Source organism: Microbacterium ginsengisoli (assembly GCF_000956535.1).
GTDB lineage: Bacteria > Actinomycetota > Actinomycetes > Actinomycetales > Microbacteriaceae > Microbacterium > Microbacterium ginsengisoli.
This window is the reverse complement of sequence record NZ_JYIY01000077.1, coordinates 121,619-135,190: the sequence shown is the minus strand read 5'-3', so window position 1 is coordinate 135,190 and position 13,572 is coordinate 121,619. Positions and strand designations below refer to the sequence as shown.

Here is a 13,572-nt window from a genome sequence, read left to right as displayed (position 1 = left end):
TCACAGGATTCGCAGAGACGAATCCGGGGCGTCACGGCGTCGCCGGGTGCACGCGAGGCTAGACTCGGGGAAACACGCCTGCGGTGAGGAGAATCATGGGCATCTTCGGTAACGCATTCGGGTGGCCCCACCTGCTGATCCTGGTGCTGATCATCGTCCTGCTGTTCGGCGCCGCCAAGCTTCCCGCTCTCGCGAAGAGCCTCGGCCAGTCGGCCCGCGTCTTCCGCGGCGAGATGAAGGCACTCAAGGACGACGAGAAGAAGGATGCCGCGGCATCCGCGACCTCGGAGTCCACCGAGGCGCCCGGTTCGACCCCGGCCTCGCCGTCGAGCACGAACTCGTCCTCGACGACCTCCTGAACCGGTGACCGCGGCCGACCTGCCGCGCATCGGCGAGCCCGGCGGCCCGAAGCGCGACAAGCGCATGTCGCTGGGTCAGCACTTGCGCGAGCTGCGCAAGCGCATCGTCTTCGCGCTGATCGGGCTCGTGGCCGGCATGGTGATCGCGGCGTTCCTCACCGATCCGATCATCGCGCTGCTGACCCACCCGATCGCCGTCGTGGCCGAGTCCCGCGGCAATGACCTCGCGGCACTCAACTTCAACTCGATCACGGCGGGCTTCGATCTGCGACTGCGCATCGCCTTCGCCGTCGGCATCATCCTGTCGGCGCCGGTCTGGATCTGGCAGGTATGGGCGTTCATCATGCCCGGCCTCACCCGCAAGGAGACGCAGTACACGATCGGCTTCATGCTGGCGGCGATCCCGCTCTTCTTCGGCGGATGCGCGGTCGGGTGGCTGATCATGCCGCACATCATCGAACTGATGTCGGGGCTCGTGCCCGAGCAGGGGGCGCTGTTCCTGCAGTACGACTACTACTACGACTTCGTGTTCAAGCTGCTGCTGGTCGTGGGCATCGCGTTCGTGCTGCCGGTGTTCCTCGTGGCGCTGAACCTGTCGGGCATCGTCAGCGGTCGCGCGATCTTCAAGGGCTGGCGCATCGCCGTGCTCGTGGCCGCCGTGTTCGCGGCGGTCGCGACCCCCGCCGCCGACATCACCTCGATGCTGCTGCTCGCGGGCATCCTCATCGTGCTGTACATCGCCGCCGCGTCGGTGTCGGTGCTGTTCGACTGGCGCAAGGCCCGGCGCGTCCGGCTCGATCTCGCCGGGCCGGAGGCGTGAGCGCCCCCGACGCGGGGCACGCGTCGCGCCGGGACGGCGAGTCGGGGCATCCGGTCACCGACGAGTTCGCGGCGATGCAGCGGTTCCGGCTCGATCCGTTCCAGCTCGAGGGATGCCGCGCCCTCGAAGAGGGTCGCAGCGTGCTGGTCGCCGCGCCGACCGGTGCTGGCAAGACGATCGTCGGCGAGTTCGCGGTGCACCTCGCGATGCGGGAGCCGTCGGACAAGGCGTTCTACACGACCCCGATGAAGGCGCTGTCGAACCAGAAGTTCCGAGAGCTGCAGGACGTCTACGGCCCCGAGAACGTCGGCCTGCTCACCGGTGACACGAACATCAACGGGAACGCCCGCGTCGTGGTGATGACGACCGAGGTGCTGCGCAACATGCTCTACGCCGACTCGCCGGCGCTGCGCGACCTGCGCTACGTCGTGATGGACGAGGTGCACTTCCTCGCCGACCGCTTCCGCGGCGCGGTGTGGGAGGAGGTCATCATCCACCTGCCGCGCCGAGTGCGGCTCGTGTCACTGTCGGCGACGGTCTCCAACGCGGAGGAGTTCGGCGATTGGCTCGACACTGTGCGCGGTGAGACGGACATCATCGTGTCGGAGAACCGGCCCGTGCCGCTCGAGCAGCACGTGCTCGTGCGCGGCGATCTGCTGCCGCTGTTCGACGATCGTGCGGGCGTCGCCGCCGCGCAGGTGAATCGCGAACTGCTGCGGATGCGGTCGGGCTCTGGCGTCGCGCAGGAGAACAATCGCCGCCTGCAGGCGCACCGACAGGGTGGGAACGGCGGCCGGGGCGCGCGCTTCGTGCACCACGGCAACCCGCGCCGCGCCGAGCGCATCGATCGCCCGCACGTCGTGGACCTGCTCGAGAGGGCGACGCTGCTGCCGGCGATCTTCTTCATCTTCAGCCGGGTGGGCTGCGACGCCGCCGTGCAGCAGGTGCGTCGCTCGGGGCTGCGGTTGACGACCGCCGAGGAGCGTGCGGAGATCCGCCGGGTCGTCGACGAGCGCACCCGCCTGCTCGCCGACGAGGATCTCGCCGTGCTCGGAGTGTGGGAATGGCGCGAGAACCTGGAACGCGGCATCGCCGCGCACCACGCCGGTCTCCTGCCGGCGTTCAAAGAGGTCGTCGAGGAGCTCTTCCAGCGCAAGCTCGTGAAGGTGGTGTTCGCGACCGAGACCCTCGCGCTCGGCATCAACATGCCGGCGCGCACCGTCGTGCTCGAGAAGCTCGAGAAGTTCAACGGCGAGGCGCGGGTGGCGATCACGTCGGGGGAGTACACACAGCTCACCGGGCGCGCCGGACGCCGGGGCATCGACGTCGAGGGGCACGCCGTCGTGCAGTGGACGGAAGGGATGGACCCGCAGGCCGTCGCGGCCCTGGCCTCCCGTCGCACCTACCCGTTGAACTCCAGCTTCCGCCCGACGTACAACATGGCGGTCAATCTCATCGATCAGTTCGGTCGTCCGCGTGCGAGGGAGATCCTCGAGTCGTCGTTCGCGCAGTTCCAGGCCGACCGATCCGTCGTCGGCGTCGCCCGGCAGGTCAAGGAGGCCGAGGCGTCGCTGGAGGGCTACCGCGAGGCGATGACCTGCGACCGCGGCGACTACGTCGCGTACTCGTCGATCCGTCGGGAGCTCAGCGACCTCGAGAAGATCAACCGACGGGATGCCACGGCTCCCCGCTCCCTGCGCGATCAGCGTCAGAAGCAGATCCAGCGGCTGCGCACGTCGATGCAGCGGCATCCGTGCCATTCGTGCCCCGAGCGCGAGGATCACGCCCGCTGGGCGGAGCGCTACTGGAAGCTGCGCCGCGACACGGACCGCCAGCGTCGCCAGATCGAGTCGCGCACGGGCACCGTCGCGCGGGTGTTCGACCGGGTCGTCGATGTGCTCGAGGCCCTCGACTACGTGCGGGCGGGCGAGGACGGCACCGCGACGCTGACCGACGCAGGTCGCACGATGAGGCGGATCTACGGTGAGCGCGACCTCCTGGTCGCGGAAGCGCTGCGCACCCGCATCTGGGAAGGTCTGGATGCCGCGGCCCTCGCGGCGCTCGTGTGCGCCTTGGTGTACGAGCCGCGGCGTGACGAGCGCGGCGCGGGGGAGGCGGGCCTGCCCCGCGGACGCTTCCGGGAGGCGCTCAGTGCCACGGAGACGCTGTGGCAGCGTCTCGACGATCTGGAGCAGGATCACCATCTGCCGGGCTCGGAGCCGCCCGCCCTCGGCCTCAGTCAGGCGATGCACTCGTGGGCCCGGGGCGCCCTGCTCGATCGCGTGCTCACCGAGGCCGACATGGCGGCAGGCGACTTCGTGCGGTGGGCCAAGCAGACGATCGATCTGCTCGACCAGCTCTCCCTCGTCGCCGACGGCGAGCTCGCTCGCACCGCCCGCGCGGCGCTGGATGCGGTGCGTCGCGGAATCGTCGCCTACGCCTCGGTCTGACGATGGGGCTCAGCGTGCGCGCGGGGATCGCCGCCTACAGTGATCGAGTGCCCGCGTCCCCGCCTCGCCTGTTCCCGCTGTGGCTCGCAACGCTGCTCTCGGTGGTCGCCGGCCTCGCACTTACGACGGCGTTCCCGTCGCTCGCGTGGTGGCCGATGGCATTTCCCGCCGTCGTGCTGGCTCTCGCGACGCTCGTCGGTCGCGGCGTGTGGGGGAGCGTGCTGTGCGGGCTCCTCTTCGGGCTCTCGTTCTTCCTCGTGAACGTGTCGTTCACGGGTCGATACCTCGGACCGATCCCGTGGATCGCCCTGTCGGTGCTGGAGGCGGCGCTCGTCGCGATCGCGTCGATCCCGATCTCGCTCGCGTATCGGTGGATGCCGCGGCTCCTTCCCGGCCCGTGGGGCCGTACCCTCGTGCTCGCCCTGGTCGTCGCCGGTCTCTGGACCGCTCGCGAGGTGCTCGTCGGCACCTTCCCCTACGGCGGGTTCCCGTGGGCCCGCCTCGGCATGACCCAGGCCGACAGCCCCCTGGCGCGCGTCTCCTCGTGGACGGGGATCAGCGGGCTGACCTTTCTGATGGTGTTCGTGTGCGCGGCCGCGCTCGAGGTGATCCGGCTGCGACGGCGCGCCGTGTGGGCAGCGATCCCGGCGGCCGTCGTCGCGGTCGTGCTGTTCGCGCTGCCCGCCTTCCCGACGACGGCGAACGGCACGCTGCGGGTGGGCTGGGTGCAGGGCAACGGTCCCGCCGGGTACTTCGACTCCCGCACCGCCGACGCCGTTCTCGACGCGCAGCTGAAGGCGACGGCTCCTATCGCCAACGAGCGCATGGATGTCCTCCTCTGGCCCGAAGGCGGCGTCGACTCCGACCCCACCCACCACACCGCCACGGCCGCCGTGCTCGATGCGGTGTCCGCCCAGGTACAGGCGCCGCTGCTCATGAACGCAGCGACCGAGCGGGGCGCCGACGTCTTCAACAGCTCCATGATGTGGCTGGACGGGGCGGGGGCCACACAGACGTACGACAAGCGGCATCCCGTGCCGTTCGGCGAGTACGTGCCCGATCGCGACTTCTTCTACGCGCTCGCACCCGATCTCGTCGGACTCATCCAGCGCGGCTACACGCCGGGAACCGCCGCGCCGGTCATGTCGGTGGCGGGCACCACCGTCGGGCTCGCGATCTGCTTCGACGTGATCTACGACGACGTCGTCCACGATGCGGCGCGGGACGGGGCATCCGTCTACCTGCTGCAGACGAACAACGCAGACTTCCGCGGCACCGACGAAAACCTGCAGCAGCTGGCCTTCGCCCGCATGCGCGCCATCGAGACCGGGCGCGCCGTCGTCAACCTGTCGACCGTCGGCACGAGCCAGGTCATCGCCCCGGACGGCTCGGTGATCGCGGGCCTCGCGGCCGACGAGCCCGGGGCGGCGGTGACGGATGTCCCGCTGCGCACGGGGCTGACACCCGCCGTCGTCATCGGCGACGGCGTACAGGTCGCGCTCGTCGCCGGGTCGCTCGTCGCCCTCGCGGGGGCCGGTGGCGTGCTGCTGTGGCGCCGACGGAGGTACGCCAAGACGCCGGCTCCCGCGGGGGGAACCGGCGTCGACGTGGAGCGCGGTTAGGCGCTCTTCTTCGCGGTGCTCTCCGAGCCGCGGCGCTCGCGCAGGTACGCGAGGCGCTCCTCGAGGATCTCCTCGAGCTCGGGGATGGTGCGGCGTTCCAGGAGCATGTCCCAGTGGGTGCGGGGCGCCTTGTCGTCGCTGTGATCGATCGTCACGGTGCCCTCGCCCACGCGAAGCACGGCCTCACCGCCGCATGAGCGGCACTCCCAGGTCTCGGGAGCTTCGGCATCGGCCGCGAACGTCAGGGTGGTGTCCTTGCCGCAGACGCTGCAGACGTAGGTACGCTGCATGCGCTCATGGAGAATGACGCCCTCTTCGCTCTGTAGGCTCTGGGCGCCGAGTCGGATTCCGCGGAGGCTGCGATCTGCCATTGTGTGGTCCTCTCGTCGCTGTCGCTTGACTGGTATAACGCCATGACCTGGACGGATCATCCACGGCGCCCCAGCGCGGCCTGAACTCCCAGTGGTTCTCCAGGCCCGGTCACGACCGGGCGCGTCGCAGCAGGTGCAGTGCGGCGTCGGCCCGATCGGTCACGATCCCGTCGACGCCGAGCGTGACGAGGCGCGTCATCTCGCCCGGGTCGTTGATCGTCCATACGTGCACCTCGACGCCGTGCGCGTGGGCATCGTCGATCAGCCGACGGGTGACGACGGGGACCGGTCCCTGACGCACGGGAACCTGCAGCGCGTCGACCCCCGCGACCGCACGCCCGAACGCCCGGCGGAGCCGCACGGCGCTCGCCCCGACGGCACGCGCGACGACCGAGCTCCCCGCGGAGGTCGCGGGCTCTCCGCCCGCCGCCTCCGCCGCGGCGAGCGCCCGTCGCCGACGGGCATCGTCGAAGCTGGTCACCAGCACTCGCGCCGCGTGCGGAGCGACGAGGCGGCCCACAGGCTCGGCCGCGGCATCCGCCTTCACATCGAGGTTGAACCGCACGGTGGGGAACGCGTCGAGCGTGTCGGCGAGCACCGCGAGACCGCCGCGCTCCCGCATGAGCGCCTCGAGCTCGACGGTGGTCACCTCGGAGAGGCGCCGCGGGTCGCCCGTGACCCGGGAGAGGTCGCTGTCGTGGAAGAGCACGACGGTGCCGTCGGCGGTGAGGTGACAATCGGACTCGACGATGTCGGCACCGACAGCGTGGGCCGCGGCAATCGCGGCGAGGCTGTTCTCGGCGATGCCGGATGCGGCCGCCACTGCCGTCACCAGGCCGCGGTGGGCCAACACGCGGGGGACCGGCCCCGCGAGGAAGGGGTGCGTCACGCGGTCGGCTCTCCGGGCTTCGGCGCGGATGCCGCGGCGCGCCCGGCGGCGCCCGAGAACCCGCCCGCGATCTGGGAGAGGGCGTCGGTCAGCTCGCTCGGGATGATCCAGAGCTTGCTCGACGGGCTCTCGCTGATCTTCGGGAGCGTCTGCAGGTACTGGTAGGCCAGCAGCTTCTCGTCGGGGTTGCCGGCGTGGATCGCGTCGAACACGGCCTGGATGGCCTGCGCTTCGCCCTCGGCGCGCAGGATCTGCGCCTGCTTGTCACCCTCGGCCTTGAGGATCTCGGCCTGCCGGCGCCCCTCGGCCTCGAGGATCTGCGACTGCTTCGACCCCTCCGCCGTGAGGATCGCGGCGCGGCGGTCGCGCTCCGCGCGCATCTGCTTCTCCATCGAGTCCTGGATGGACACGGGCGGGTCGATGGCCTTCAACTCGACGCGCGAGACGCGGATGCCCCACTTGCCCGTGGCTTCGTCGAGCACGACGCGCAGCTGGCCGTTGATCTCGTCTCGGCTGGTGAGCGCCTCCTCGAGGTTGAGCCCGCCGACGACGTTGCGCAGGGTGGTAGTCGTGAGCTGCTCGACGGCGCCGAGGTAGTTCGCGATCTCGTAGGTCGCGGCCCGGGCGTCGGTCACCTGGAAGTACACGACGGTGTCGATCGAGACGACCAGGTTGTCCTCGGTGATCACCGGCTGCGGCGGGAACGACACGACCTGCTCGCGCATGTCGATGAGGGGGCGCAGCCGGTCGATGAACGGCACCAGCAGGTTCAGACCCGGGGCGAGGGTCTTGTGGTAGCGCCCGAGCCTCTCGACGACGCCTGCGGTCGCCTGCGGGATGATGCGCACGGCGCGGGAGAGCACCACGAGCACGAAGATGACGATCGCGATCGCGAGTCCCCAGCCGATCGCGACGGGGATGATGGAGTCGGGGTTCATACCGGGAGCCCTTCGGTGCGGCGGATGACATGGACGTGCGCCCCGGCGACGCGGTCGACGCTGACCTCGGTGCCGGGTTCGAGAACGGATGCCGCGTCGGCCCGTGCGCTCCAGGTCTCGCCGTTCGCGAGACGCACCTGGCCGCCGGTGGCGTCGATCGTGGCGACGACGCGTCCGGACATCCCGATGAGGGCGGCGACGTTGGTCGGCGTGGGGTCCTCGCCGCGCCGCAGGCGTCGCAGCAGCGGCGGCCGGATCAGCAGCAGCAGGAGCACGGCGACAACCGCGACGATCACGACCTGGAGCCAGAGCGGCGCGCCGGTGAGGGCTGAGACGAGGCCCGCGAGCGAGGCGATGCCGAACATCAGGAAGAGGAAGTCGAGGGTGAGCATCTCGACGACGAGGAAGACTGCGGCGAGCGCGATCCAGACGATCCAGGCGAACTGCGTGATCGCGGTGACGATGTCCATACGGGCCTCCTCGCTGTCTCGAGCCTAACAGCGGGAGGGCGTGCGCGAGCGGTTATCACCAGGCCGGATGACGGGTGGTTGGTAGGGTCGAAGGCGGCCCGCGGCATCCTCATCCGCGGCATTCGACACGTCATCCCAGGAGTCCTCCGTGACCGAGCACCTCGTTCCCCTTGCCCCCGGCAGCCTCGCCGGAAAGACCGCCCTCGTCACCGGGTCGTCGCGGGGGATCGGCGCCGACACCGTGCGCTACTTCGCCCAGGCGGGCGCCAACGTCGTCATCAACTTCCGCAACAAGGCCCCGCGGGCCGAGAAGCTCGCCGCCGAGCTGCGCGAGCTGGGCGTCGGCGCGCTCGTCGTCGGCGCCGACCTCACCGACCCGGCGTCCGTCGCGGCCATGTTCGAGGCAGCCGCGGCGGAGTTCGGCGGGCTCGACATCCTCGTGCTCAACGCCTCCGGCGGCATGGAGTCGGGCATGGCGCCCGACTACGCGCTGCAGCTGAACCGCGACGCCCAGGTCAGCGTGCTCACCACGGCGCTCCCGCACCTGAACGCCGAGGCGCGGATCGTGTTCGTCACGAGCCACCAGGCGCACTTCATCCGTACGACGCCCACCATGGCCGAGTACGAGCCGGTGGCGCTCTCGAAGCGCGCGGGCGAGGATGCGCTGCGCGCCCTCATCCCGACACTCGACGAGAAGGGGATCGGCTTCACCGTCGTCTCCGGCGACATGATCGAGGGCACGATCACCGCGACCCTGCTCGAGCGCGCGAACCCCGGCGCGATCGCCGCACGGCGTGACGACGCCGGCAAGCTCTACAACGTCGCCGAGTTCGCCGCCGAGGTCGCCCTCGCCGCCGTCGACCCGGTTCCGGCCGACAACACCCGACTCGTCGGAGACACGAGCTCGTTCCTGGGGGAGTGACCATGCGTGCCGCAGACATCGAGAAGCTCGTCTCCGTCTCCCGGCCCGCCGTCGCTCCCGACGGTTCGTTCGCGGTCTACGCGACCTCGCGACCCGACGTCGCGGCCAACCGTGCCGTCGGGCAGCTGTGGCGTATCGACCTGCCCGGTGGCGCGCCGCGACGTCTCACCCGGGGCATCGCCGACCGTGCGCCGCGGCTGTCGCCCGACGGCACCGTGGTCGCGTTCCTGCGCGGGGACGTGAAGGGCTCGGCGCAGATCCACGTCGTGCCCGCACTCGGCGGCGAGCCCGTGCAGGTCACCGACGCACCGCTCGGCGTCAGCTCGTTCGTCTTCTCACCCGACGGCGGCACGTTCGCCTACCTTGCGCTCGTGCCCGAGAAGGGGCGGTACGGCACGGTCGACGGGCTGGGTGCGGCATCCGAGTCGCCCCGGCGCGTGACCGGCCTGCGCTGGCACGCCAACGGACTCGGGTACACGCTCGACCGCCCGTCGCACGTCTTCGTCGTGCCGGTGCCGGATGCCGCGGGCGAGCCGTTCTACGCCCCGGCTCCGCGCGTCGCGGCGGAGGGGGAGGAGCCGCCGACACCGCGGGTCGTGCCCGCGGAGGCCACGGCGCTGACCTCGGGGGCGGTGTGGCACGACCTGCTCGCGTTCACCCCGGACGGCACCGAGGTGATCACCTCGCCGTCGCCGATCGTCGACGAGCGCATCGACCTGCGCTCGCGGCTCGTCGCTGTGCGGGTCGACGGGGGAGGGGAGCGCGAGGTGCTCGGCCTCGACGCCGGCTACGCCATCGACGAGGTCGTCGCGTCACCCGACGGCGCGCTGTTCGTGCTCGGCCACACGCTCGGCGACTCCCACGTCGACTTCATCGCGCCGGGCGTCGCGCTCGGACTCGTCGACGAGGGATCGGTGCGGCTGCTCACCGACCCCAACGCGCTCGACCTCGGAGAGCCGGGCAGTGCGATCACCCTCGCCGGCGACGACGTGCTGGTGCAGAACCGCACCCGCGGGCGCGTCGAGCTGGTGCGCGTCACCCGCGCGGGCGTGACGAGCGTGCTGCTGGCGGACGCCGAGGTCACGGGCGTCGGGGCGGATGCCGCGGGCGCCCGCGTGATCGCCGCGATCGCCGCACCCGACACCTTCGGCGCTCTGGTCGAGATCGACGGCGACGGCGACTCCCGGCGCATCGTCGACCTCGGCGACGAGCTGCGGGCGAGCGGTGTCGTGACCCCGGTCGAGACGCAGATCGCCGCCCGCGACGGCTACCCGGTGCACGGGTGGGTGGCGGTTCCCGAGGGCGACGGACCCTTCCCGGTGATCCTGCAGATCCACGGTGGACCGTTCGCCCAGTACGGCGTGCACGTGTTCGACGAGACCCAGGTGCTGGTGGACGCGGGCTACGCCGTCGTCTACTGCAACCCGCGCGGGTCGGCCGGCTACGGACGGGCGCACGGGCGCAGCATCCGTCAGGCGATGGGCACCGTCGACTTCACCGACGTGATCGACTTCCTCGAGGCGGCACTGGCGGCCGACGCACGCCTCGACGGCACCCGCCTCGGCGTGCAGGGCGGCTCGTACGGCGGCTACCTCACGGCGTGGGTCATCGCGCACGACCACCGGTTCGCCGGCGCGATCGTCGAGCGCGGCTTCCTCGACCCGGAGGCGTTCGTCGGCACGAGCGACATCGGATCGTTCTTCGGGCAGGAGTACGTTGGCACGGATCCGGCGCTCGTCGCCTCGCAGAGCCCTGCCGCCGTGGCGCATCAGGTGCGTACGCCGACGCTCGTGCTGCACTCCGAGCTGGACTTCCGCTGCCCGCTCGAGCAGGCGACGCGTTACTACCTGTCGCTGCGCACGGCCGGCGTCGACGCCGAGATGCTCATCTTCCCCGGAGAGAACCACGAGCTCACGCGCGCGGGTCAGCCGCGTCATCGCGTGGAGCGCTTCGACGCGGTGCTCGACTGGTGGCGCCGGGTGCTGCCGACCGACTGAGCGGTCGCCGCACCCGGCGCCTCAGATCACGCGGACTTGCCGAAGGTGAAGGCGCGGATGATCTGCACGATGCCGAGCACGAGCAGCGACGCGCCGACGAAGATCCAGAGGAACGCCGCCCCGATCGCGGGGGAGAAGAGCAGCGTGATGCCGGCCAGCAGGCTGACGATCGCGTAGAAGATCGTCCAGCCGCGGCCCGACGAGCCGTCGAGCGTGGTGAGCGCGACGACGCCCTCGACGATCCAGGTGATGCCGACGAACACGCCGACGAACACCGCGAGGAAGATGGTCGCGCTCGTGAGGTTCGAGAACGCGACGATGCCGGCGGCGATGAACACGATGCCGAGCAGGATGTGGCCGATGCGCGACCAGAGCCCGCGCACCTTCGAGAAGATGCCGAGTCCGAGGTAGACGAGACCGGAGACGATCGCGTAGATCGCGATGATGACGGTGCCCACCGAGGCGGTCTTCAACGGCCAGACGAGGATCAGGATGCCGACGATCAGGGCGACGACGCCGCCGATGCCGAGGGCGGTGCGAATGCCGTTGACGGCGGTGTCGGCCGGAGCGGGAGCAGTAGTCATGATGCGTGCTTTCTGTGAGAAACCTGGGGACCCGTGGGCTCACTGTATCGCTCGCACCGAACGCGGGGGAGAACGTGAAGAGCGGATGTCGCGACGTGACGCCGCGGCATCCGCCCTACACGGTGCGACGGTCAGCGACGCGGGACGCGGTTCTCCGAGCTGACGAGCCACGCGAGCTGTTCGAGACGCTCGAGGATCGCGTGCAAGATGTCGGCGCTCGTCGGATCTTCACCGTCGACGTCGTCGTGCACGCCGCGCACTGTGGCGGTGACCGCATCGATGCGCTCGGTGATGAGGTCGACGACCTCCGAGGTGGACACCTCGCCCTGCGGGAACTCGGGGAGAGTCGTGGTCTCGGCGACGGTGTCGCTGCGGCCGTCGGGAAGGGCGTGGAGTGCGCGCAGCCGCTCCGCCACGGTGTCGGAGAACTCCCGGGCGGCGTCAATGATCTCGTCGAGCTGCAGGTGCGTATCGCGGAAGTTCGTTCCCACGACGTTCCAGTGCGCCTGCTTGCCCTGCAGCGAGAGCTCGATCAGGTCGACGAGCACGCGCTGGAGGTTGTCGGCAAGCTGGGCGGACGCGGTGAACCCGGACTCCGCGTTCTGCTCGTCGGTCAGCTCGACGCCGCGCGCCGCGCGTCGGTTGTTCTTGGTGGGCGTGAGGGTCGTGGACATGCGTCCTCCTTTGTCGGGGCCGGATGCCCCCACGCTACGCGCGTGAGGTGACAGCCGCCTCGAGGAACCGGGGTCAGATTCGGATGTACGCCGCCCCAGCGAACTGCGCGCCGGCGAGTTCGACCGCGGCGGACGCAACCGTTACTACGCCTGGCGCGAGGTGCGCCGTCTCGATGCCACGTCGTGCCATCCCGATCTCGCATGCCTCGACGCCGGGTGGGGCATCCGCCTGCGTGAGCGCGCTCAGCGCCTCGCCGTTGACGATGATGCGCACCTGCACCGAAGGGAATGACGCTCGAATCGCTTCGGCAGTCGTCGCGGCGCGAGCGACGTCGTCGGGCGAATCGCTGACGTGCAGGACGACGGTCTGCTGTGCGTGATCCGTCATGAGGCGCGTCCGGCCTCGGGAGCGCTGTGAGACTCGGTGCTCGACCCCGATGGAGTATCGACCGCGTCGTGCTCACGAGGAGACACTCCGCCTCGCCGGGAGGCCGGGGCATCCTCGCGGGTGAAGATCGAGGGCTCCGGTTCCGGATGCCGCCTGGTCTGCACGACGAACAGAACGAGACCTGCAACGACAGCGAGCATCGAGGTCCACGAGTTCGCCGGGATGCCGAACAGGCCGTCGCTGGTCGGATCGATGCGGATGAGCTCGAGGAACGTGCGCGCGAACCCGTACCACATGAGGTAGATCGCGAGGACGCGCCCCCATTGCAGGCGCACGCGACGCTCGAGCAGCAGGATCACGGCAACCCCGATGAGGTTCCACACCAGTTCGTACAGGAAGAGGGGCTGGAAGAGGGTTCCGGGTGGCAGGTTCGCCGGGAACTTCGGGTTGGTCGACTCGATCTGAAGCCCCCAGGGGAGGGTCGTCGGAAGGCCGAACAGTTCATGGTTGAACCAGTTGCCGAGACGGCCGATCGCTTGCGCGGCGAGGAGCCCCGGAGCCATGGCATCGGCGAACGAGAGGAAACGGATACCGGCGCGGCGGCAGCCGATCCACACACCGAGCGCGCCGCCGAGCAGGGAGCCGTAGATCGCGTTGCCGCCGTCCCAGATCGCGAACACGTTCCAGAGGTTCGCACCCGGGTAGAAGTAGTCACCCACGTGCGTGAACACGTGATAGAACCGCGCCGCGATGATCCCGAGCGGCACGGCCCACAGGGCGATGTCGATCACCGTCCACGGTGCGACGCCGCGGCGCCGCAGGCGCCACTCGGTGAGGAGGACGGCCACCACGATGCCCGCGATGATGCAGAGCGCGTACGTGTGGATCGTCACGGGGCCGATCGAGAACTGCGCCCACGCGGGAGGCGGGCTGGGGATGCTGAGATGCGACATGTGCGAGGCGGCGGGGGTAGGACGCCGTCGGGAACTTTACACCGGCGGGATTTCGATCAGCGGCACGTGCACGCGCGATGGGTAGCCTGGGCAGGCGGGCACACGACGGCGATGCCCGAGATCGACGGGGGAACG

Annotated in this window: 14 protein-coding genes; 6 read left to right on the top strand and 8 right to left on the bottom strand. The window is 70.3% G+C overall.

Translation table 11 applies throughout. From position 1 onward, the window contains the following. Positions 1-95: 95 nt before the first annotated feature. From tatA to lnt, 4 genes are all read left to right on the top strand, one after another. Complete coding sequence (tatA, locus tag RR49_RS11060; RefSeq protein WP_045248132.1) at positions 96-359, top strand: twin-arginine translocase TatA/TatE family subunit; 264 nt, start codon at positions 96-98, stop codon at positions 357-359. A gap of 64 nt (positions 360-423) precedes the next feature. Continuing rightward, on the top strand, positions 424-1,179 hold the full coding sequence (gene tatC / locus RR49_RS11055; protein WP_045248191.1) for a twin-arginine translocase subunit TatC: 756 nt from the start codon (positions 424-426) through the stop codon (positions 1,177-1,179). A 74-nt stretch (positions 1,180-1,253) separates the two neighbouring features. Next, positions 1,254-3,629 carry a DEAD/DEAH box helicase gene (locus tag RR49_RS11050; protein ID WP_082483197.1) on the top strand — a complete coding sequence of 792 codons (2,376 nt, stop codon included), beginning with the start codon at positions 1,254-1,256 and terminating at the stop codon, positions 3,627-3,629. Positions 3,630-3,631: 2 nt separating this feature from the next. Further along, the gene (gene lnt / locus RR49_RS11045; protein WP_048808944.1) at positions 3,632-5,251 is read left to right on the top strand and encodes an apolipoprotein N-acyltransferase; all 1,620 of its coding nucleotides are present in this window, start codon (positions 3,632-3,634) and stop codon (positions 5,249-5,251) included. Here lnt and RR49_RS11040 read toward each other — a convergent pair. The 4 genes from RR49_RS11040 to RR49_RS11025 all read right to left on the bottom strand — a co-directional run bounded on the left by RR49_RS11040 (position 5,248) and on the right by RR49_RS11025 (position 7,919). After that, positions 5,248-5,622 (bottom strand): RNA polymerase-binding protein RbpA, encoded by a 375-nt coding sequence (locus RR49_RS11040; protein WP_045248130.1) that lies wholly within the window; start codon positions 5,620-5,622, stop codon positions 5,248-5,250. The two genes, lnt and RR49_RS11040, sit on opposite strands and share 4 nt — an antisense overlap. Before the next feature lie 109 nt (positions 5,623-5,731). After that, positions 5,732-6,511, bottom strand: a complete 780-nt coding sequence (locus RR49_RS11035; RefSeq protein ID WP_045248129.1) for a glycerophosphodiester phosphodiesterase family protein — start codon at positions 6,509-6,511, stop codon at positions 5,732-5,734. Next, positions 6,508-7,449, bottom strand: a complete 942-nt coding sequence (locus RR49_RS11030; protein ID WP_045248128.1) for an SPFH domain-containing protein — start codon at positions 7,447-7,449, stop codon at positions 6,508-6,510. Before RR49_RS11030 ends, RR49_RS11035 begins: the two co-directional genes overlap by 4 nt. After that, a complete protein-coding gene (locus tag RR49_RS11025; protein ID WP_045248127.1) occupies positions 7,446-7,919 on the bottom strand; it encodes an NfeD family protein in 474 nt (157 codons plus the stop codon). The genes RR49_RS11030 and RR49_RS11025 overlap by 4 nt, the downstream gene beginning before the upstream one ends. Before the next feature lie 148 nt (positions 7,920-8,067). Between RR49_RS11025 and RR49_RS11020 the strand changes: the two genes are divergently transcribed. After that, the gene (locus RR49_RS11020; protein ID WP_045248126.1) at positions 8,068-8,841 is read left to right on the top strand and encodes an SDR family oxidoreductase; all 774 of its coding nucleotides are present in this window, start codon (positions 8,068-8,070) and stop codon (positions 8,839-8,841) included. Positions 8,842-8,843: 2 nt separating this feature from the next. Next, positions 8,844-10,838, top strand: coding sequence for a S9 family peptidase (locus tag RR49_RS11015; RefSeq protein ID WP_045248125.1), 1,995 nt, complete (start codon positions 8,844-8,846; stop codon positions 10,836-10,838). A 26-nt stretch (positions 10,839-10,864) separates the two neighbouring features. Here RR49_RS11015 and RR49_RS11010 read toward each other — a convergent pair whose 3' ends face one another. The 4 genes from RR49_RS11010 to lgt form a co-directional block, all read right to left on the bottom strand. Next, complete coding sequence (locus tag RR49_RS11010) at positions 10,865-11,422, bottom strand: HdeD family acid-resistance protein (protein ID WP_045248124.1); 558 nt, start codon at positions 11,420-11,422, stop codon at positions 10,865-10,867. 131 nt (positions 11,423-11,553) lie between these two features. Next, positions 11,554-12,096: a Dps family protein gene (locus RR49_RS11005; RefSeq protein WP_045248123.1), complete on the bottom strand. Its 543-nt coding sequence runs from the start codon at positions 12,094-12,096 to the stop codon at positions 11,554-11,556. Between the two features lie 73 nt (positions 12,097-12,169). After that, a complete protein-coding gene (locus RR49_RS11000) occupies positions 12,170-12,484 on the bottom strand; it encodes a DsrE family protein (protein ID WP_045248122.1) in 315 nt (104 codons plus the stop codon). Then, entirely contained in the window at positions 12,481-13,437 is a 957-nt protein-coding gene (gene lgt, locus RR49_RS10995) for a prolipoprotein diacylglyceryl transferase (protein WP_045248121.1), read from the bottom strand. Before lgt ends, RR49_RS11000 begins: the two co-directional genes overlap by 4 nt. Positions 13,438-13,572 lie beyond the last annotated feature (135 nt).

What these genes read in the sequence shown, in the direction of transcription:
- tatA (WP_045248132.1), top strand. Translation starts at nt 96, where the DNA reads ATGGGCATCTTCGGTAACGCATTCGGGTGGCCCCACCTGCTGATCCTG.
- tatC (WP_045248191.1), top strand. Translation starts at nt 424, where the DNA reads ATGTCGCTGGGTCAGCACTTGCGCGAGCTGCGCAAGCGCATCGTCTTC.
- RR49_RS11050 (WP_082483197.1), top strand. Translation starts at nt 1,254, where the DNA reads ATGCAGCGGTTCCGGCTCGATCCGTTCCAGCTCGAGGGATGCCGCGCC.
- lnt (WP_048808944.1), top strand. Translation starts at nt 3,632, where the DNA reads ATGGGGCTCAGCGTGCGCGCGGGGATCGCCGCCTACAGTGATCGAGTG.
- RR49_RS11040 (WP_045248130.1), bottom strand. Translation starts at nt 5,622, where the DNA reads ATGGCAGATCGCAGCCTCCGCGGAATCCGACTCGGCGCCCAGAGCCTA.
- RR49_RS11030 (WP_045248128.1), bottom strand. Translation starts at nt 7,449, where the DNA reads ATGAACCCCGACTCCATCATCCCCGTCGCGATCGGCTGGGGACTCGCG.
- RR49_RS11025 (WP_045248127.1), bottom strand. Translation starts at nt 7,919, where the DNA reads ATGGACATCGTCACCGCGATCACGCAGTTCGCCTGGATCGTCTGGATC.
- RR49_RS11015 (WP_045248125.1), top strand. Translation starts at nt 8,844, where the DNA reads ATGCGTGCCGCAGACATCGAGAAGCTCGTCTCCGTCTCCCGGCCCGCC.
- RR49_RS11010 (WP_045248124.1), bottom strand. Translation starts at nt 11,422, where the DNA reads ATGACTACTGCTCCCGCTCCGGCCGACACCGCCGTCAACGGCATTCGC.
- RR49_RS11005 (WP_045248123.1), bottom strand. Translation starts at nt 12,096, where the DNA reads ATGTCCACGACCCTCACGCCCACCAAGAACAACCGACGCGCGGCGCGC.
- RR49_RS11000 (WP_045248122.1), bottom strand. Translation starts at nt 12,484, where the DNA reads ATGACGGATCACGCACAGCAGACCGTCGTCCTGCACGTCAGCGATTCG.
- lgt (WP_045248121.1), bottom strand. Translation starts at nt 13,437, where the DNA reads ATGTCGCATCTCAGCATCCCCAGCCCGCCTCCCGCGTGGGCGCAGTTC.